Origin of the sequence: Photobacterium salinisoli (assembly GCF_003614885.1) — a bacterium.
Taxonomy (GTDB): domain Bacteria; phylum Pseudomonadota; class Gammaproteobacteria; order Enterobacterales; family Vibrionaceae; genus Photobacterium; species Photobacterium salinisoli.
Genome location: NZ_QZMS01000007.1, coordinates 909,956 through 928,599 on the forward strand (window position 1 = coordinate 909,956; position 18,644 = coordinate 928,599).

Annotated in this window: 20 protein-coding genes; 5 read left to right on the plus strand and 15 right to left on the minus strand. The window is 47.3% G+C overall.

Annotated elements, in window-relative coordinates:
* Positions 1-29 precede the first annotated feature (29 nt).
* The 4 genes from D6M16_RS04790 to potA form a co-directional block, all read right to left on the minus strand.
* Complete coding sequence (locus D6M16_RS04790; RefSeq protein ID WP_120510809.1) at positions 30-1,061, minus strand: extracellular solute-binding protein; 1,032 nt, start codon at positions 1,059-1,061, stop codon at positions 30-32.
* Positions 1,062-1,195: 134 nt separating this feature from the next.
* Positions 1,196-1,966, minus strand: coding sequence for a spermidine/putrescine ABC transporter permease PotC (gene potC / locus D6M16_RS04795; protein WP_027252235.1), 771 nt, complete (start codon positions 1,964-1,966; stop codon positions 1,196-1,198).
* 2 nt (positions 1,967-1,968) lie between these two features.
* Positions 1,969-2,826 (minus strand): spermidine/putrescine ABC transporter permease PotB, encoded by an 858-nt coding sequence (potB, locus tag D6M16_RS04800; protein ID WP_162940929.1) that lies wholly within the window; start codon positions 2,824-2,826, stop codon positions 1,969-1,971.
* Positions 2,810-3,928, minus strand: a complete 1,119-nt coding sequence (gene potA / locus D6M16_RS04805; RefSeq protein ID WP_120511871.1) for a spermidine/putrescine ABC transporter ATP-binding protein PotA — start codon at positions 3,926-3,928, stop codon at positions 2,810-2,812. Before potA ends, potB begins: the two co-directional genes overlap by 17 nt.
* Before the next feature lie 386 nt (positions 3,929-4,314).
* Here potA and D6M16_RS04810 point away from each other — a divergent pair, with 386 nt between their 5' ends.
* From D6M16_RS04810 to D6M16_RS04830, 5 genes are all read left to right on the plus strand, one after another.
* Positions 4,315-5,121 carry a hypothetical protein gene (locus D6M16_RS04810; RefSeq protein WP_120510810.1) on the plus strand — a complete coding sequence of 269 codons (807 nt, stop codon included), beginning with the start codon at positions 4,315-4,317 and terminating at the stop codon, positions 5,119-5,121.
* Complete coding sequence (locus D6M16_RS04815; protein ID WP_240435524.1) at positions 5,118-5,885, plus strand: glucosaminidase domain-containing protein; 768 nt, start codon at positions 5,118-5,120, stop codon at positions 5,883-5,885. The genes D6M16_RS04810 and D6M16_RS04815 overlap by 4 nt, the downstream gene beginning before the upstream one ends.
* Positions 5,886-5,891: 6 nt before the next feature.
* Positions 5,892-6,557, plus strand: coding sequence for a DUF2987 domain-containing protein (locus D6M16_RS04820; protein ID WP_120510811.1), 666 nt, complete (start codon positions 5,892-5,894; stop codon positions 6,555-6,557).
* A gap of 152 nt (positions 6,558-6,709) precedes the next feature.
* A complete protein-coding gene (locus D6M16_RS04825; RefSeq protein WP_120510812.1) occupies positions 6,710-7,114 on the plus strand; it encodes an MbcA/ParS/Xre antitoxin family protein in 405 nt (134 codons plus the stop codon).
* 1 nt (position 7,115) lies between these two features.
* The gene (locus tag D6M16_RS04830; RefSeq protein ID WP_120510813.1) at positions 7,116-7,802 is read left to right on the plus strand and encodes an RES family NAD+ phosphorylase; all 687 of its coding nucleotides are present in this window, start codon (positions 7,116-7,118) and stop codon (positions 7,800-7,802) included.
* 97 nt (positions 7,803-7,899) lie between these two features.
* On the opposite strand, the gene D6M16_RS04835 is transcribed toward D6M16_RS04830, so the two are convergent.
* The 11 genes from D6M16_RS04835 to ccoO all read right to left on the minus strand — a co-directional run bounded on the left by D6M16_RS04835 (position 7,900) and on the right by ccoO (position 18,640).
* Positions 7,900-9,387: a carboxypeptidase M32 gene (locus D6M16_RS04835; protein ID WP_120510814.1), complete on the minus strand. Its 1,488-nt coding sequence runs from the start codon at positions 9,385-9,387 to the stop codon at positions 7,900-7,902.
* Positions 9,388-9,869: 482 nt separating this feature from the next.
* On the minus strand, positions 9,870-10,799 hold the full coding sequence (ttcA, locus tag D6M16_RS04840; protein ID WP_120510815.1) for a tRNA 2-thiocytidine(32) synthetase TtcA: 930 nt from the start codon (positions 10,797-10,799) through the stop codon (positions 9,870-9,872).
* A 287-nt stretch (positions 10,800-11,086) separates the two neighbouring features.
* On the minus strand, positions 11,087-12,025 hold the full coding sequence (uspE, locus tag D6M16_RS04845; RefSeq protein WP_120510816.1) for a universal stress protein UspE: 939 nt from the start codon (positions 12,023-12,025) through the stop codon (positions 11,087-11,089).
* A 164-nt stretch (positions 12,026-12,189) separates the two neighbouring features.
* Entirely contained in the window at positions 12,190-12,939 is a 750-nt protein-coding gene (locus D6M16_RS04850; RefSeq protein ID WP_120510817.1) for an FNR family transcription factor, read from the minus strand.
* Positions 12,940-13,014: 75 nt separating this feature from the next.
* Positions 13,015-13,692 carry a sulfite exporter TauE/SafE family protein gene (locus D6M16_RS04855; protein WP_120510818.1) on the minus strand — a complete coding sequence of 226 codons (678 nt, stop codon included), beginning with the start codon at positions 13,690-13,692 and terminating at the stop codon, positions 13,015-13,017.
* Positions 13,689-13,886 (minus strand): cbb3-type cytochrome oxidase assembly protein CcoS, encoded by a 198-nt coding sequence (ccoS, locus tag D6M16_RS04860; RefSeq protein ID WP_120510819.1) that lies wholly within the window; start codon positions 13,884-13,886, stop codon positions 13,689-13,691. Before ccoS ends, D6M16_RS04855 begins: the two co-directional genes overlap by 4 nt.
* Complete coding sequence (locus D6M16_RS04865; RefSeq protein WP_120510820.1) at positions 13,879-16,257, minus strand: heavy metal translocating P-type ATPase; 2,379 nt, start codon at positions 16,255-16,257, stop codon at positions 13,879-13,881. The genes ccoS and D6M16_RS04865 overlap by 8 nt, the downstream gene beginning before the upstream one ends.
* Positions 16,254-16,745: a FixH family protein gene (locus D6M16_RS04870; protein ID WP_120510821.1), complete on the minus strand. Its 492-nt coding sequence runs from the start codon at positions 16,743-16,745 to the stop codon at positions 16,254-16,256. Before D6M16_RS04870 ends, D6M16_RS04865 begins: the two co-directional genes overlap by 4 nt.
* A 120-nt stretch (positions 16,746-16,865) precedes the next feature.
* Positions 16,866-17,843, minus strand: coding sequence for a cytochrome-c oxidase, cbb3-type subunit III (gene ccoP, locus D6M16_RS04875; protein WP_120510822.1), 978 nt, complete (start codon positions 17,841-17,843; stop codon positions 16,866-16,868).
* 2 nt (positions 17,844-17,845) lie between these two features.
* Entirely contained in the window at positions 17,846-18,022 is a 177-nt protein-coding gene (locus D6M16_RS04880; protein WP_027252218.1) for a cbb3-type cytochrome oxidase subunit 3, read from the minus strand.
* A gap of 9 nt (positions 18,023-18,031) precedes the next feature.
* Positions 18,032-18,640 (minus strand): cytochrome-c oxidase, cbb3-type subunit II, encoded by a 609-nt coding sequence (ccoO, locus tag D6M16_RS04885; protein WP_120510823.1) that lies wholly within the window; start codon positions 18,638-18,640, stop codon positions 18,032-18,034.
* Positions 18,641-18,644 lie beyond the last annotated feature (4 nt).

The following is an 18,644-nucleotide window of genomic DNA, read 5'->3' on the forward strand; positions in this document are numbered from 1 at the left end:
AAATCATTTTGGTTGCCTAAAGAAAGCGCTTATTGACCTGCTTTCAGCTTGAGGAAGTTTTCTTCATAAAGAATGTTGGCGTCACCGACAGCATTCTGGAACTCACCACGCTCCAATTCCTCTTTAGGTGGGAACAGAGTCGGGTTGTCCTTATATTTTGCATTTGATGCTTCAACACCTGTCAGATAACCGGTTTCTTCTGAAATTTTCGCGGCAACATCCGGGCGTAACAGGAAGTCGATCATCTTATGAGCCGCTTCAATGTTTTTCGCATTGCTGGTGATCGACAGGTTATCGACCCAGTAAATACCGCCTTCTTTTGGCCAAACCAGCTCAATTGGCAGACCTTCACGCTGAGCCGCCGCCGCTGAGCCATTCCACAGCATGCCTAAGCCGACTTCGCCAGCCATATAAGGTGCCGCAGGATTATCCGAGTTGAAAACCAGTACATTAGGCATCAGCTCTTTCAGCTTTTCGTATGCTTCAGCGATTTGTTTTGGATCTGTGGTGTTACCTGAGTAACCCAGAATCTTCAGGGCAATATGGTGAACTTCGCGTGTGTCATCCATCAGCATCAGCTGGCCACGATATTTCGGGTCCCACAGATCTTCCCAGCTATCGAAATCAGCCGGGTCATACATTTCAGTGTTCACGGCAAGACCAGTGATACCCAAAACGTGAGGGATAGAGTATTCGTTGTTCGGATCGAACGGTTTATTCAGATAGGTCTGATCAAGGTTTTTGAAGTTGCTCAGTTTCGACTTGTCGATTTTCTGCAGCATGCCTTCATCGCGCATTTTGGCAACAAAATAGGTTGAAGGAACAACCAGATCATATCCTTCAGGATGCGCTTTCAGTTTGGCATACATGGTTTCGTTCGACTCATAAGTCGAATAAATGACTTTAATGCCCGTTTCTTTAGTGAACTGTTCGCGTAGTTCCGTAGAAATGTACGGACCCCAGTTCATAAAGACTAATTCTTCATCGGCTGCATTGACACTACCAGATACCAGAGTAGCGGCGCATGCGGCGCTGGCCAGAAACGCGGACCATTTTTTCATTGATGTGATAACTCCAAAATCCCTGCTGGGATGGTTAATATAACAGGAGTCAAACCTTTGTCTCCTGCGTAAACGGCCGAGTGACCCCGGCCGTGTTTCGGTACGATTATCATGCAGATAAAATTAAACGCAACTTATTTCGTCTTGTCCCGCACAATGATTTGCGACAGCACAACCAGTGTCAGTGACACGATTAGCATCACAGTGGCCAGCGCATTGACTTCCGGTGAAATACCCACTTTTACCATAGAGTAAATTTTCAGCGGCAGGATTTCATACGTAGGTCCGGTCACGAAAGAACTTACAATGACATCATCCAGTGACAAGGTAAAACTGAGCAACCAACCAGCAAAAACGGCGGGCTTAGCTAACGGCAGAATGATCTGTTTCAGTATGACCCATTCGCTGGCACCCAAATCACGGGCAGCTTCCAGCATTTTCACATCAAAGCCTTTTAAACGGCTATACACTGTCACCACAACGAATGGGAGACAGAAAGTGATATGAGACAACAGCAGGGTAAGGAATCCCAGTTTAGCTCCCATAAGAATGAAAAGCGCCAGCAACGAAATGGCCATCACGATATCTGGTGACATCATGACCACAAACAGCATACCGTTTACAAAGCTTTTTCCCTTGAACTGGTAACGGAACAGGGCAACGGCTGTCAGGCTGCCAATAATGGCAGCTGCCGTTGCAGAGTAAACGGCAATGTTCAGCGAGTGCCAGGCTGCCTGCATCAGGCTGTCATTGTTCACCAGTTGCTCATACCACTTGGTGGTAAAGCCGCCCCATTTCATGCCAAATTTACTGGCATTGAATGAGTTCACAATAAGAATAATGATGGGAATGTACAGGAATGCGTACACTACCGACATCAGACTGACTTTGAAAAAACGTCCCACAGTTAGTCCAACTCCACTTTACGGTTGAGCAGCTTGCCAGCCCGGTAATAGGCATACAGCAGAATTGCCATTGAAATAGTCAGCGCGATGCTTGTTGCCGCACCAAAAGGCCAGTCACGGGCGTTCAGGACCTGACTCTTAATGACGTTACCAATGAGCAGGTTTTTGGCACCACCGAGCAGATCGGAGATGTAGAACATACCCATTGCCGGCAAAAACACCAAAAGGCAGCCCGCAATCACACCTGGCATGGTTAAAGGTGCGATAACACGAATAAACGTCTGAACTTTGTTCGCGCCCAGGTCCCGAGCCGCTTCAATGTAAGTGTTATCCAGCTTTTCGATGGCGGAATACAAAGGCAGCACCATGAATGGCAACAAGATATAAACCAGGCCAATCATTACCGCATACTCTGTGTACATAATGCGCAGGGGCTTATCAATAATCCCCATGGCCATCAGGCTGCTGTTAAATACGCCTTGGGTTCCCAGCATGATCTTCAGGCCGTAAGTCCGGATCAGTGAATTGGTCCAGAACGGTACGATTACCAGAAACAGCATGAACGGACGCCACTTTGCCGGCATTTTCGCAATACTGTAGGCAAACGGATAACCCACCAGCAGACATAAGATCGTTGCCATGCCTGCCATGTAGAACGAATGCAGCATCACCTGACCATACAAGGGGTCAAACAAGCGCGCGTAGTTTTCCAACGTGAACGTTAAATCAATCAGATTTGCATCATCACGAGTCAGAAAACTGGTGCCGATAATCATCAGGTTCGGGATGAATACAAAAACCAGTAACCATCCAACAATCACCGATATGATGATATTTTGCAGATTAAGCTTCTTCGTCATCAGCCAGTACCACTTCCCAACTTTCAACCCAGGTGATAGCTACTTTTTGATCCAGGGAGTGGTCTACATCTGGATCATCTTCGTTAAAGAATTCGCTCACCATGACAGACTTGCCCGTTTCGATCTCAACAACTGAATCCAGCGTCATCCCTTTATAGGTACGCTCACGCACATGGCCCATCAGGCCCCAGCTTTCTTCGTTTTCGTTGATTTCTTCCAGACGGATATCTTCAGGGCGAAGCAGCACTTTAAGCGGAGCATGTTGCTGAACATCAAGATCACAATGGATCACTGCCTCACGGCCTTCCACAATGGCTTTGATACGTTTTTCGTCAATGCGCTCAATCACAGTGGCGTCAAACACATTAATTTCACCGATGAAACGGGCAACAAACAGGTTGCTTGGTTCTTCATAAATTTCACGCGGCGTGCCGTCTTGTTCAATACGTCCATCTCGCATAACGATAATGCGATCTGACATCGACAGTGCTTCTTCCTGATCATGCGTGACGAAGATGAAGGTAATGCCCAGACGACGCTGCAGTTGTTTCAGCTCCAGCTGCATCTGCTTACGTAGCTTGTAATCCAGCGCAGAAAGCGATTCATCTAACAGCAGAACTTTCGGCTTATTCACCACGGCTCGCGCGATGGCAACACGTTGTTGCTGACCACCGGATAACTGATGTGGCTGACGGGGAGCGAACTGCTCCAATTGGACCATCTGCAACGCTTCCATCACACGTGGTTTGATCTCTTGCTCCGGCACTTTTTGCATGCGCAAACCAAAAGCAACGTTTTCAAATACCGTCATGTGAGGGAATAGGGCATAACTCTGGAATACAGTATTTACATGCCGCTGCTCTGCATGTACGGCAGTCACGTCCTGACCGGCAATAATAATCTGCCCCTGGTCAGCATCTTCAAAACCAGCGATAAGGCGAAGGACAGTGGTTTTACCACAGCCGGAGGGGCCTAAAATGGTTAAAAACTCACCGTCATTCACGTTGAGATCTAACCCAGCGATAATCTGTTTACCGTCAAAGCTTTTGCTCAGCCCTTTGAGCTGAATAACCGGTTCTTTGGATGTGATGTTTGTGTTCAACTCTACCTGGTCTCCACATCGTGCATGCAAATATCTGCCTGCATTTTCTTGGTCAATTTCAGGAGCCGGATAATAGACCCCCATAGGTATAATTCAAAGTATTTTTTATGTTGTTCCGGCGACTTTTTCGTTCATCAGTTTTGCAAATGATTTCAACGGAGTTCATCGCATTATCTGAGAATTTTTCCAAGCTAATAATGCGGAATTCAGATTGCAAATTGACTACTGAGCTTAGATGAAATCTGAACAAAACCCTAAATTGAATGATAAATTTCCATCTTTTTGAGGCATTGAAGCATTTTTTAACGATGACGCGATTTGTTTAGCGGAAGCGGTAGCGTACAATCGGGCCCATTGTTCTAATTTAATGTGAATCAACTATCTGCATGAGTAATAAAAGTCTTCAGGTTGGCGGATCAATTGAAAAGGCGCTGTCTGGTAAAGCAGACTTACAGTCTGTCGCTGTGCTCCAGGAAGCCTGGAAGGTTACAGCAAAGCATTTTCTGACCTTTTTTCCAGCAATTGCAGGGCTGTTCTTAGCTCAGCTTGCCCTCTTGCTGCTTGCACTGCAAGTCCAACTGGGTAACCCGGCTGTTTTCTTTGATGCCATTGTCAGTGGCGAAGGGATCACCCCTGATATCGTTGAAGCTGGCTTCATGGCTAATTTTTGGTCGGATGTGTTGAGCGCTCCCTTATATGCCGGCGTCAGTCTGATGGCACTGAACCATGCGGTGGGTCTGCCAACCAAGCCGCGTTATTTGGTAAAAGGGTTTCCCTTTGCCGTGGTGTCCGTTGTCACTATGCTGCTGACTTCATCGTTGCAGGGCATTGGTAATGCATTGTTCCCACTAATTGGGTTGTTTTTAACCATGGCTTTCAGCATGACAATCACACTGGTGTGTGAAAAGCGTGTCAGCCCATTAAAAGCGATTCAGTACTCTGTCGTGGCGACATTCCGTAAAATATTGCCATTATCTGCCATTTTTCTGGCGGTGCTGGTTTTGTTTTTTATCTCTTTTGCTACCGCAGGAATCGGGCTGATCTGGACAATTCCTTTCTTCTTTAATGTGAAAGCCATTGTCTATCGTAATTTGTTTGGCATTACCTTGCAGGTAACAACTGTCGGTAAAGACGGTGACGGGAACGATCAAGGCAATAAAACAGAAGAAGAAAGCAAGGTATTTAACGCGTGATAAAAAATGTCAGACATTTTGCTGTTGCCGGATGTACATTGTTCTTTCTGGGTTGCGCTGAGCCTGAAAAGCAAGCAGCAGAGGCCCTGGAAGAGGTAACCCGGCCAGATTTTAACGTCATGGAAGACGTAAATCATAAGAAGCAATCATTTTTCAAGTTCTTACGGCCGTTCGTGCAGCAAGAAAATGCCAGAATCAGCCAGGAGCGTTCTTTTTTACTGGCCATTCATACCCAGCTGAAAGTCGGACAAGTTATCAGTCAACATGACCTAAATGAAGCCCGCCAGCTTGGCGATGTTTACAATTACGAGCTCACGGGTGACGCTGTCACAGATTCCTGGCTGGATGCTATGCTGCTTCGTGTAGACATGATCCCTGAAGAGCTGGTATTGAGTCAGGCGGCTAATGAGTCAGGATGGGGGACGTCACGGTTTGCTGTCGAAGGGCATAATTATTTCGGGCAGTGGTGTTACACCCAAGGCTGTGGCCTGGTTCCCAGTGCCAGGGGGGAAGGAGCGAAGCATGAAGTCGCCGTTTTCTCTGATGCTGGTCAGTCGGTTCATGCTTACTTTATGAATGTTAACCGGAATCGCGCTTACGCGGAGCTTCGGGAAATCAGAGCTAACGAGCGTGAAGCTGGTCAACCTGTCACTGGGTTAAAGCTTGCCGAAGGGCTGCACCGATACTCTGAGCGTGGACAAGAATACGTGGACGAAATTCAGGGTATGATTCGTCATAACAAACAATTTTGGCAACAGGGCTAACCGTTGATGAGCACTTCATTTTTCAAAACCCTTCTTCTTACTTCCGGCTTGCTCGCTGTTTCCGGTAATGTTTGCGCACAGAATATTGAGATGCGTTACAGCAATCTTTTCAGCAAACTCAAGCACAATGTCGCCGAATCTCACCCCGATGTGAGCATTGCCTTGTATTTGATCGATCAGCAAACGGGCGAAACATGCACTGTCCGTAAGGGCTGGATGCAGAAAGAGGAACATTACGAAGAACTCGTTATTCCTGCCGATAATGCTTTGGTGGTGCCAATCGACAATAACTTAAGACAGGCGAACCCTGACGTCACTTTTGTGATAGATGACGGGATCACCTGTGATGTGTCTATGCAGGTGATTGTCAGCAAACCTCTAGGGTTAGCTATCAACAAAGAAGAGTTGCTTAATGTGCTGCCACAAATGGACATACTACTCAATGATTTGGGTGGAATGTTCTCATCCTGGTTTATGCCAGAGGTCGGTGGGGTGGTGATGCACTTTGCCCACACGGAGACGGGTGTGATCACTGTTTCTAACGATACCGTCATCCCCATCGAAGCGGGGAAAGCGATTGTGAAAGTCAAGCAACTCCCTGAAAATACTGTGTTGACCTTGCCATCACCAGCAATTCGCATTACGCCCTGGCTGGAATCATCCCCGCAATAACTTCTCGCTATCTAGGGCTGACCACGGCGTTGGTCGGCCCAGTTTCTGTTTTACATTGATAAGTCGCTTGATACCTACAGTCTCTGTATTTTGTTCATTTATAGACTTAATGCTAAACTAAGTCCATAAATAAACAATCTGAGGCGGTAATCATGAACACCCGTACCGTGGCGGCGAATGAGCCAATTGAGCATGCAGGCAATAAAGTACTGCCAGTCGTTTTCAATATTCTGGACAGGTGGCATTGCAGCCAGAATCAGCAGATGGCTCTGCTTGGTTTATCAAGCCGCTCAACATTAAACAAATACCGCGCCAGCCCTGAGTCGGCTAAAGTGTCCAAAGACTTGCTGGAGCGAATGAGCTACATACTGAATATCCATAAATGTCTGCGTATTTTATTTACCCACGAAGACAGTGTGTATCAGTGGGTGCAGAAGCCTAATTCACACCCGTTTTTTGCTGGGCGAAGTGCGATGGAGGTGATGGGCCAGGGTAAGGTTGCCGATCTGTACGAAGTGGCTATGCGTCTGAACGCTTGGCGTGGAGGACGGTCCTGACATGCAGAATGCATATACTATCAAGCACTTCAGAGAGCAGTCTTGCTATCGATTAATTCCCTCGAAGTATCCGCCAATTAACCTGTATGAAGATGTCGCAGAACCCGATCAGCTGGAAGCAATCTTTGCCGTTGAAGCCCTGACTAACCCACGTTTGGCTGAAGAAACCGGGCAGTTTGCTCGAGTACCAGTTGAGGAGAGGCTGGTCGGTATCCCTCATTGTAGCTACGTGATGGCCGCATTTACCCATGTAAACCCGGATGGGGGCCGTTTTAATACGGCAGACTTTGGTGCGTATTATGCGGCAAGCGATATCAATACTGCGATCAAGGAAACGAGTTATCACATGGAGCGGATACTGGGTTACACCCAAGAGCCGTCGCAGGATATCCAAATGAGAAGTATACAGGCGTGGTTTTCTGCAGCTTTGGTTGATTTCACAGAGAAGACCTATCTGGATTCAGCACTTTACCACCCCACGAATTACGCGCATTCTCAGGCCGAGGCGATAGCGATGAAGGAAGAGAAACAAGACGGCGTTTTGTATCACTCAGTACGGCACCAGGGCCATGATTGCTTTGCGTTGTATAAACCAAACCTGGTCAGCAAGGTTTGCCAGTCTAATCATTATGTTTACAAATGGAATGGCAGTGCTATCAATACTGTGCTGGAAATCAGCATGGTGTAAAAAAAGGGCCGTTAGGCCCTTTTTTATTGTCATCCTAAACCACCGCCTATGGCGGTGGTAATTGTTTACAACCTTGTCCTGTTAGTCTTCCTGGGAGTTAGTCCTCAAGGTAGCGACTTTCAAGGTGTGCTTTGAAATGATCTGGATTCAGCGTTTCGCCTGTGGCTTCTTTCAGCAGGTTGTCTGTTGAAAGGAAGCTGGCTTTTTTCCAGATATGTCTGTCTAGCCAGTTGAAGATGGGCTGAAGGTTGCGCTCACGAATGAGGTTTTCCACATTCATTTCACGTCGCATGGCTGCCATGAACTGAGCCGCATACATAGCACCCAGAGTGTAAGACGGGAAATAGCCAAAGCTGCCGTCTGTCCAGTGGATATCCTGCATACACCCGTCAGTAAAGTTACCTTTGGTCGATAACCCAAGATACTCGGTCATCTTCTTGTCCCACAACTCCGGGATATCCGCCACTTCGATTTTACCCTCAATCAGATCGCGCTCAATTTCGTAGCGTAAAATGATGTGTGCCGGGTAGGTCACTTCATCGGCATCGACTCGGATATAGCCAGGTTCTACCCGGGTACTGAACAAGGATAAATTATCTGTGCTCAGCGCCTTGTCGTTATTACGGTCAAATGCTTCGCGAGCTAATGGTGCGAGGATTTCAATAAAAGGCTTACTGCGCGAAAGCTGCATTTCAAAAAACAGGCTTTGTGACTCGTGAATACCCATTGATCGCGCCTGACCCACAGGTAAACCATGCCACTGCTCAGGAAGTCCTTGCTCGTAACGGGCATGACCAGTTTCATGGATAACCCCCATGAGTGCACTGGTAAAGTCAGCCTCATCATACCGGGTAGTAATGCGAACATCAGTTGGCACGCCGCCACAAAACGGGTGCGTACTCACGTCTAATCGACCGTGTCTGAAATCAAAACCCAATTTGCTCATGATATCCAGACTCAATGCTTTCTGTTGAGCAATCGGGAAGGGGCCTTTAGGCCTAATCACCTGATCACTGGCTTGCTTCGCTCTGACTTGCTGAATCAATGCCGGCAGCCATGTCTTCACCTGACCAAATATAGAATCAATTTTCTCGCAGGTCATGCCAGGTTCATACAGATCCATCATAGCGTCATAACGGCTTAACCCCGTTGCTTCAGCCCGAATCTGCGCCTCTTCTCTTGCCAGCTTCACAACGGCTTCAAGGTTCTGACTAAACTCATGCCAATTATTTTCTTTGCGTTGCGTCCGCCAGGCATGCTCGCACTTTGAACCGGCGAGTGATTTTTTCTCCACCAGATCAGCCGGCAGGATATTGTCCATCTGCCAGACTCGTTTCATCTCATGCAGGCTGATTTTTTGTTCTTTAGACAAAGGTTCAGCTTCGGCTTTGGCAAACCACTCTGCCAAAGAAGGGGCCGTTGCGAGTTCATGATGGATAAGAGCCAGTTCAGCCATTGCTTCGGAGCGCGCGGCATTTCCGCCTTCTGGCATTTTTGCAGCTTGATCCCAGCTACAGATAGCGGATAAATGAGAAATCTTGGAAAGCTTTTTAGCGTGTTGTTCCAGTTTCTGATAGTAAGTCATTTTTAATCCTTTATATTGACTTAGTAGCGTGCAGGACAGCTACAGACTTAATTGGACCTCACTCAGTATCAGGCTCTCGTGTAAAAAGTCAGAGTGTGGAGATGTACTCAAAATGAAACTGCTCGGTAACCGATAGAAATCATTCGTAGGAATAGCTGGCTAAGAGCGAGAATCATGTTGTGCAACGTATTACTTAGCGGAATAACGTTGTGTCTCTCTGCGAGTACCTGAACGTATAGGTATCTATAGTATGATACGGATAAAACTGCCATATACCAGACTGTTCTTAGCGATTTTTTTGGTTTTTTGTTAACAAATCTTTATATGTTGTGATGTATTCAGGATGGTTTTCAGTGTTTTAGCCTGCACCTGTTCTGAATGACGCATTAGATATGCAATATGTCTACTAGGTATTTCTGCCGATCAGAATAATAAGTACATTAAAAAAGCCGCAATGTCTGCGGCTTTTATAGGCGTCAAAGTTAATTAACTTGCAAGATATCCAATTTCTCGCCCGGATCAAATTCAACCGCACTTTCAGAAGAGACTGGTGAGCTAGGTAAGTCTTCTTTATCGAAAGCGATATCACCACCGTTAATCGCACCTGATTCCCTGTCGATTGACTTGAAGTCAAACAGATTAAAGTCAGCCAGGTGCGAGGGCACAACGTTTTGCATTGCGGTAAACATTGTCTCAATACGGCCCGGATAGCGCTTATCCCAGTCGCGCAGCATGTCTTTGATAACCTGACGCTGAAGGTTTGGCTGCGAGCCACAAAGATTGCACGGGATAATCGGGAACGCTTTCATTTCGGTATAACGTTCAATATCTTTTTCACGGCAATAAGCGAGCGGACGAATTACCACATGCTCGCCATTGTCCGAGACCAGCTTAGGTGGCATACCTTTCATCTTGCCGCCATAGAACATGTTCAGGAAAAGTGTTTCCAGCATGTCATCGCGGTGGTGACCCAGTGCAATTTTGGTCGCGCCGAGCTCTTTTGCCGTACGGTACAAAATACCCCGACGCAGACGGGAGCAGAGCGAGCAGGTGGTTTTACCTTCCGGCACTTTCTCTTTTACTATTGAATAAGTATCTTCATTCACAATCTTGTACGGAACACCAAGCGATTCAAGGTATTCAGGCAAGATATGTTCAGGGAAGCCGGGCTGCTTCTGATCAAGGTTAACTGCAATCAGTTCAAAGCTGACAGGGGCACTGCGCTGCAGGCTGCTCAACATTTCCAACATGGTATAGCTGTCTTTACCGCCAGACAGGCAAACCATAATGCGATCACCATCTTCGATCATATTAAAGTCAGCAATCGCCTGGCCCGTATTTCGGCGCAGTTTCTTTTGCAGCTTATCGAAGTTGTATTTCTGTGCCTTTGTAAGCTCTTGATTCTGAGTCATTGCTTCTCTCTTTCGCGTCGATTGAATCACTCTGCCAATCGACGGTAAATTCATTGAGCACGATGATATAAGTCGTTATCAAATATCATCGATAAAGGTTACCGTAAGCAGGGGTCGCTACCTGTGCTCACTGGCAAATTTCATGGCGGGTATGATACGGATTCCAGCGTCGGATTCCAGCGTGATTTTCATCTTAATTGATAATTAAGCAGGTAAATGGCAGTTTTAACGATGGTTATCGGTGAAAAGCACGCCTTCCGATTGCAGGCGTGCTTTTAAGAGCAAGTTTATTGGTTAGGATCCAGAGGGCTTATGTAGCCGTCGGGCTTGAGAGCAAGCAAGTCGCAGTTAAGGCTGTCAATTGTGTGCTCAGCAGTATTACCGATGAAGACCGCAGAAAGCCCAGTCCGGCCGGTAGTACCCAGTATGACGAGTTCTGCATCTAACTCTTCTGCTACTTTTGGAATGACGTCTTCCGGTAACCCTTCGACAACATGGGTTCTATCTGCGTCAATACCGTGCTTTTGCCTGAGTGCCTTCATTGATGTCAGATGGTGTCCACGTACCGCATCTGTATAGGTTGCGGGGTCAAATTCAGGTAACTCAATCGTAATGTTAACCGGGGTGGCGGGGTAGGCGTTTACCAGGTTGACTTCGGCAACCAGTACTTCCGCCATGTTCTTAGCTTCGCTGATGATTTTATCGTTCAGTGCTTCGTGAGTATCGCTCTCTGCCGCTAAGTTGACACAAGCCAGTACTTTACCATTCTCCGGCCAGCTATGTTCTTTTACCAAAAGCACCGGGCATGGACATTTGCGCAATAAATGCCAGTCGGTAGGAGTAAAAATCACAGAACCGATTTTGTCATGCTTATGGGTGGCTTTAATGAGTAGATCATGATGATGGCTGTACACCTCTGCTATGACAGCTTCATAAGGACGATTGTGCCACACCACAAGAATGTCAATATCAACACCAGCGCTGACATGTGGGCGGATGATGTCTTTTAACCACTCTTCACGTTGTTGGATTACGCCCCGTCGCATTGCCTGGCGTTCATCCGACGAGAGCATGGACGTCATTTCATAAGAAAAATCGTAAATGGCAAGGAATACAGTGATGTGAACATTCTCACTTTTTTCAGCGAGGTGTATTGCACGTGACAAAGCCGGTTGGTTGTCTTGCAGTGGATCGGCTACTACGAGGATATTTTTGTATGAGTTCATAACTGCCCCCTGTCTCAACGGAATTGCAATTGACCTGGTCTGAAAAACTGTTTGTATTCAGATTAGTATATTCACTGTAATGGATTGCTGCGAGGAAATGGAGGACTTTGGTGAGGAATTAGAGTAAAAGTTGATGGGCATCAAGCCCATCAACTTTAAAAAGATTATTTACAATTATTTGCGCCGGCTAATTCTGCCAACTGTTCACGGTTTAAGACAGTAATGTACTTGCCTTTCACACCGATGATTTCTGATTTTTGGAAACGACCTAACAGGCGGCTGATTGTCTCAACGGTCAGTCCCAGGTAGTTACCAATATCACCACGTGTCATGGTCAGCCGGAACTCACGGGCAGAAAATCCGCGTTCCGAGAACCGACATGATAAATCATAGAGAAATGCCGCCAAACGTTCTTCGGCATTTTTCTTTGACAGCAGCAGGATCATATTCTGATCGCTTTTAATTTCACTGCTCATCAGACGCATAATTTGCTGTCTGAGTTTCGGCATTTTTCCAGCAAGATCATCCAATGTTTCAAATGGAATCTCGCATACCATTGAGGTTTCGAGAGACTGGGCAAAACTCTGGTGCTTATGATCGTTAATAGCGTCAAAACCCACTAAGTCCCCAGCTAAATGAAAAGCGGTAATCTGCTCATCGCCTTGTTCAGTGATGGTGTAGGTTTTCACCGTGCCTGAACGAATCGCGTATAGTGCTTTTAGCTCATCTCCGGCTTTAAATAACTCCTGGCCCTTATGGATGGGCTTTTTACGCTCAATAATACTGTCCAGCTGATCTAACTCTGTGTCATTGAGAGTAAAAGGAATACATAGCTGGCTGATACTGCAATCCTGACAATGGATAGCACATCCACCGGATTGAATACGTTTTGTGGAGATTTTATCTGAATTCATAAACTGTGGCCTGACCAAGTTCGGATACTCGGGTCACTCTATCACACTCTTATTCATTATGACGAGTATAAAACATTAGGAAAATTGTGTGATTGCGACATAACCAGTATGGATGCCGTATGCTAGTAGCAGTAACGCACTGGTTTTTTTAAATATCTGATTGGAAAGCCATTGTTTCAGCGTTTCTGCAAAGCTACCAACTAAGAGCATTGCCGGTAGTGTTCCCAATCCAAAGGCAAGCATGACACCTGCACCAGAAACTGCGTTTCCAGCCACAGCCGCCCAACTTAGCGTCGAGTAGACTAATCCGCAGGGTAACCAGCCCCATACCAGCCCAAACGGAAAGGCCGCCAGGGGAGATTTCAGCGGTAACATAGACTTAGCGAAAGGTGAGATAAAACGCCAAAGCGATTGTCCGAGCGCTTCAATTTTGGTGACACCTTGCCACCATTGGCCGATATAAAGAGCAAGGAGAATCATCATTAATGCTGCGAACATCCGAAGAAAAAGGAGCGCAGTGCTTAATCCGCTCAACGCGGCCATGCCCGCCACTGCGCCACCAATAATGGCTCCTGCCGCTGTGTAAGAGATGAGCCGCCCTGCGTTATAACAGAGCAGATAAGGAAAACGGCGGTTTTGCTGTTGGCCTGGCATGCCTAAAGTGATAGCGGCAGCGATACCGCCACACATTCCCAAACAATGGCCTGCACCAAGCAGGCCAATCGCAAAGGCAGCGAAGAAATCTGTGTTCACTGTTTATCCTTGCCTGTCTGTGTATCATCCGGTTTGTCTGTGCTTTTTTTCTCTTCATTTTCATCGAACAGTATGTCGTACCCCTGTCTTTCGAGGTCTTCAAACTGTTCTGACTTGACGGCCCAGATAAAAATGGCAACGGCAATACAGACGAAGATAATTGCAATCGGGATGAGTAAATACAGGCTAGCCATCTTCTTTCAATAACCTCAGTGAATTAGAGACAACAATGATGGAGCTGGCAGACATGCCTAATACTGCAATATAAGGGGCAACCAACCCGGCAACAGCCAAAGGCAGAATAACAAGGTTATATCCTAATGCCCATGACAGATTTTCCCGAATGATCTTCTTGGTTTTCATCGCCAGACGTCTGGCTTCCAGTACTCTGTCTAAGTGATCGCCCAGTAAAACCATATCTGCAGACGATTTAGCAACATCCGTACCTCCGCCCATCGCAAGTGACAGATGAGCGCCAGCCAGTACGGGGGCATCATTCACACCATCACCAATCATCAGGGCTATCTGATCTTTAGCAAGACTGTTGAGGTAGTCGAGTTTGCCTTGTGGGGTCGCGCCGCTGATCAGTTTGTCGACAGAAAGTGTTTTCGCCACGCGAGCGGCGTTGTCGGAGTTATCACCTGTGAGCATGGTGACCTGAATCCCTTCAGCCTGAAAAGCGTTGACCAGCGATTGACTGTCATGGCGGATAGGATCGTCCAGCTGGAAAGCGGCGATGGCTTTGCCGTTACAGGTCAGCCAAACCTGGAAGTCCTGGTCTGGTGAAGGTGCGTTTTCGCCGTTTAACGCAAAACTCTGCTTTCCGATTCGCCATTCATTTCCTTCTCTCATGCCTTTGAGGCCAAAGCCGATCTCGTTCTCAACCTCATCGAAAGAGAACGTTTTATTACGATAACCTGAAAAAGCGCGGGCGATAGGATGGTTTGCAAAACGTTCCAGCTCGGCAGCGATACTCAGGGCGTCTGTTTCATCGTAATTGTCGAAGCATGCTGTTTGGATAACTCTGACATTGCCTTCGGTTAAGGTACCGGTTTTATCAATAACCAGTTGGTTTACATTGCAGAGTGTTTCCAGAACGTGCCCGCGCCGGAGCAGAATACCCAGACGGCCAAGACGTGAGGTAGCACAAGTCAGTGCGGTTGGTGTAGCCAGCGACAGGGCGCAAGGGCAGGTGGCAACGAGTACAGCGAGGGTGATCCATAACGCATCTTCAGGTTTTACCTGATGCCAGTAAAGCCAGGTACCTGCCGCAATAATAAGAATCACCGCGACAAAATAGCGCGCGACCACGTCAGCAATTTCTGCAATTTTGGGCTTCGTTGCCTGAGCTTCATCCTGAAGACGAATGATGTTCGAAATAAGAGAGTGCTGGCGATCCTGAGTAACTTTTACTGTCAGGTTACCGTCACCGTTAATTGTGCCGGCATACACAGTATCATCCTTGCCTCTTCGTACGGGCAGTGGTTCTCCGGTCAGCATTGATTCGTCGATCACACTGTTTCCAGACACAATAACCCCATCGGCAGGCAAGCTTTCTCCGGGTAAGACAGTGACGACGTCACCTGCTTTGAGGCTTTTGGCTGCAATCTGGCGACCATCGGCCAGATTGGCCATAGCCGGGATCAGCTTAAGCAGGTTGGCACTGGCTGCGGCAGCTTTGCGCCGCGCCCGCATCTCAAGATAGCGGCCGATTAATAAGAAGAAGGTAAACATCGAAATGGATTCGAAGAACACTTCGCCCTTTGCGGTGACTGTGGCATAGAAACTGGCCACGTAAGCGAAGATCAACGCAATAGAAACGGGAACATCCATACCTAATGTGCGTGCTTTGAGGTTACGCCAGGCATTCAGGTAGAAGGGCAATGCCGAGTAGAGAAGCACCGGAGTGGCAAAAAGAAGGCTGACCCAGCGAAAATAGTTTCGGAAGCTTTCATCCAGATCACCAAATACCTCAAAGTACAGCGCAACCGCCAGCATCATCACTTGCATGCTGGCTAAGCCAGCAATACCTAAACGGTACAGGTAGCTCTTCATCGTATTGTGGTAATGCTGTTCTTGATTATCCGCCTCAAAAGGGGCTGCTTTGTAACCTAAGCGATGTATGGCGGATAAAAGAGTGCTGAGTTTAGTCTGTCCGGGGTTCCAGCTGAGCAGAGCACGGTGTGTGGCGGTATTAACGCGAATGTTAACCAGGCCTTTTTCGCGTTTGAGTTGTCTTTCAATTAACCATGCGCAGGCGGCACACGATACGCCCTCGAGTGACAATGTCACTTCATGAGTATTGTCGCTTGTCCTGACAAAGTCTTGTTGAATCTCTTCGTTGTCATACAGGGCAAGAGACTGCAATTGCTGAGGGACCAGATCGGCTTTATCTGCTGTTGCCGTCCGGTACTCATAATAGGATGTCAAACCACTGTCGACTATGGTGCTTGCCACAGCGTGGCAGCCCGGGCAGCACATACTGCGCGCTGCTCCGAGGATGTCGACCGTTAAATGGGTTTCGTGTGGTACAGGATCACCACAGTGGTAGCAAGAGGTTGTCATCCTTTGTTTTGTCCATACAGCTTGATCGGATCGGATGAGGGCAGGTTGAGACGACCATTCAGCATCCATTCTCCCTGAAACGGCTCTACTTCAACAAACCAAGGCCCATCAATCGACTCTGGGGCTGTAAATCGGTAGCGGCCTTTCTGGTCCGGGCTGATCATTTGGGTAAAGTCTTTTTCCGCTAACGTGCGGTGAGTAAAAAGCACTCGCAGGGTAGGAAAATCAGGCAGTTCACCTTTGTCCAGCGATAGAGTGATATCCTGCTCGATCACTTTGATATCAGCTTTTATTTTCAGGGCGTCGGCGACACGCAGTCGCGAAAAGTCCTGGTTAATGCCTTTTCCTTTCTTGTAATAGTCTTCAGCAACCAGATCCACTTTGTTCTGTGAGAATATATACAGCGCAGTCATGCTGTATGTAATGGATAAGGCTGGAATCGCAATTATGAACCAGGGCCAAAACTGCTTATACCATGGCTTTTGCATTGTGAATCCTTTTAGTATCTATAAAAAGAGCCCCTGATTTTAGCAGGGGCCCTATGACTTAGCTTCAGTGAAATTGTCAGCAAACGTCAACAATTAACTGATTCGTAACAGAAATCAGGATTACTGCTGGTTGTTGCTCAGGCCCCATACATAAGCAGAGATAAGCTGAACTTTTTCTTCGCCCAGAATGTTATCCCAAGCCGGCATTACACCCTGACGGCCGTGAGTAATGGTATCAACTACCGCACGACGTGAGCCACCATATAACCAGATATTATCCGTCAGGTCAGGCGCACCAAATGCAGGGTTACCTTTACCATCGGTACCGTGACAGGCGGCACATACCACAAAACGTTGTTTACCCGCTGCAGCCTCTTTGGCATTCACTTTACGGCCAGACAGGCTCAGAACGTAACTTGTTACTTCTTGTACACCGTCTTCGCCCAGGGTGTCAATCCATGCAGGCATAGCGCCTTTACGGCCATGCATCAGGGTTGTTTTGATGGTTTCAGGTTCACCGCCGTACAACCAATCGTTATCGGTCAGGTTAGGGAAGCCCTGCTGACCACGTGCATCAGAGCCGTGGCACTGAGCACAGTTTTGCAGGAACAAGCGCTGACCGACACGGCGAGCATCTTGATCGGCTGCAATTTCTTCGATTGGACGAAGGTTATTACCAGACTCGTTATAGGCAAGGGATTTAAACAACTCGCCATAAGCTTGTTCTGCATCACCTAACTCTTTGGCATACTGATCAAGCTCTTTCGCTTGCTGGGAGTTAGCAATAGATGCTTTTGACTCAGCCACTGTGCGAACAGTCTGATCGGAACTCTGCCAACCCAAAAGGCCCTTGAAATTGCCCAGGCCAGGATACAGCGCCAGATATACCAAAGAAAAAACGATGGTTCCCCAGAACATGTAAGACCACCACTTAGGCAGTGGGTTATTGATCTCGCGAATACCATCGTATTCGTGGCCCATGTCCTCACCTTCTTCAACACCCATTTTGTCCTTGCTACACCAAGCAAGAATGGCAGCAACTGCAGCCAGGGTGCCAAGCGTGATGACGATGATCCATACACTCCAAAACGTCGACATTCTTATTTGCTCCTGTCTTTTTCACGCGTGGCCACATCCTTCTCCTCGTCTGCAAAAATTAAATTCGCAGCTTCGTCGAATTGGGATTTACGGCGTTTACTGTAGGCCCAAAGGACAATACCAATAAAGCTACCGAACAGAATCACAGTCCAGATACTATGAATGGTTCCGATATCCATGGTGCCTCCTTATTTCATCGCGTGACCTAGAGACTGAAGGTAAGCAATAAGTGCGTCCATTTCAGTCTTGCCTTTCACATCATCACCTGCTTTCGCAATTTGTTCGTCAGTGTAAGGTACACCGAACTTATCGCGGAATAGGGCAAGTTTTTTAGAGGTTATTTCGCCATCCAGTACATTTTCTTCCAGCCACGGGAAACCGGGCATGTTCGATTCCGGTACTACATCGCGAGGGTTGCGCAAGTGAACACGGTGCCATTCATCGGAATAACGACCGCCTACACGGGCCAGATCCGGACCTGTACGCTTAGAGCCCCACAGGAATGGATGCTCCCAAACACTTTCACCTGCCACAGAATAATGACCGTAACGCTCAGTTTCAGAACGGAATGGGCGAATCATCTGGCTGTGACAAACGTTACATCCTTCGCGGATATAAATGTCACGGCCTTCCATTTCCAGGGCAGTGTAAGGGCGCAGGTTTTCTACTGGCTCAGTCGTTTGATCCTGATAAATCAACGGCGTGATTTCTACCAGCGCACCCAAACTGATTGCAATTACAATCAGGATGGCCAGCAAACCAACATTTTTTTCAACAAGTTCGTGACGAAAGCTCATCAGT

Bases quoted from the DNA above. Each gene is read 5' to 3' on its own strand.
- D6M16_RS04790 (WP_120510809.1), bottom strand. From the start codon at position 1,061: ATGAAAAAATGGTCCGCGTTTCTGGCCAGCGCCGCATGCGCCGCTACT.
- potB (WP_162940929.1), bottom strand. From the start codon at position 2,826: ATGACGAAGAAGCTTAATCTGCAAAATATCATCATATCGGTGATTGTT.
- D6M16_RS04810 (WP_120510810.1), top strand. From the start codon at position 4,315: ATGAGTAATAAAAGTCTTCAGGTTGGCGGATCAATTGAAAAGGCGCTG.
- D6M16_RS04820 (WP_120510811.1), top strand. From the start codon at position 5,892: ATGAGCACTTCATTTTTCAAAACCCTTCTTCTTACTTCCGGCTTGCTC.
- D6M16_RS04825 (WP_120510812.1), top strand. From the start codon at position 6,710: ATGAACACCCGTACCGTGGCGGCGAATGAGCCAATTGAGCATGCAGGC.
- D6M16_RS04830 (WP_120510813.1), top strand. From the start codon at position 7,116: ATGCAGAATGCATATACTATCAAGCACTTCAGAGAGCAGTCTTGCTAT.
- D6M16_RS04835 (WP_120510814.1), bottom strand. From the start codon at position 9,387: ATGACTTACTATCAGAAACTGGAACAACACGCTAAAAAGCTTTCCAAG.
- ttcA (WP_120510815.1), bottom strand. From the start codon at position 10,799: ATGACTCAGAATCAAGAGCTTACAAAGGCACAGAAATACAACTTCGAT.
- uspE (WP_120510816.1), bottom strand. From the start codon at position 12,025: ATGAACTCATACAAAAATATCCTCGTAGTAGCCGATCCACTGCAAGAC.
- D6M16_RS04850 (WP_120510817.1), bottom strand. From the start codon at position 12,939: ATGAATTCAGATAAAATCTCCACAAAACGTATTCAATCCGGTGGATGT.
- ccoS (WP_120510819.1), bottom strand. From the start codon at position 13,886: ATGGCTAGCCTGTATTTACTCATCCCGATTGCAATTATCTTCGTCTGT.
- D6M16_RS04865 (WP_120510820.1), bottom strand. From the start codon at position 16,257: ATGACAACCTCTTGCTACCACTGTGGTGATCCTGTACCACACGAAACC.
- D6M16_RS04870 (WP_120510821.1), bottom strand. From the start codon at position 16,745: ATGCAAAAGCCATGGTATAAGCAGTTTTGGCCCTGGTTCATAATTGCG.
- ccoP (WP_120510822.1), bottom strand. From the start codon at position 17,843: ATGTCGACGTTTTGGAGTGTATGGATCATCGTCATCACGCTTGGCACC.
- D6M16_RS04880 (WP_027252218.1), bottom strand. From the start codon at position 18,022: ATGGATATCGGAACCATTCATAGTATCTGGACTGTGATTCTGTTCGGT.
- ccoO (WP_120510823.1), bottom strand. From the start codon at position 18,640: ATGAGCTTTCGTCACGAACTTGTTGAAAAAAATGTTGGTTTGCTGGCC.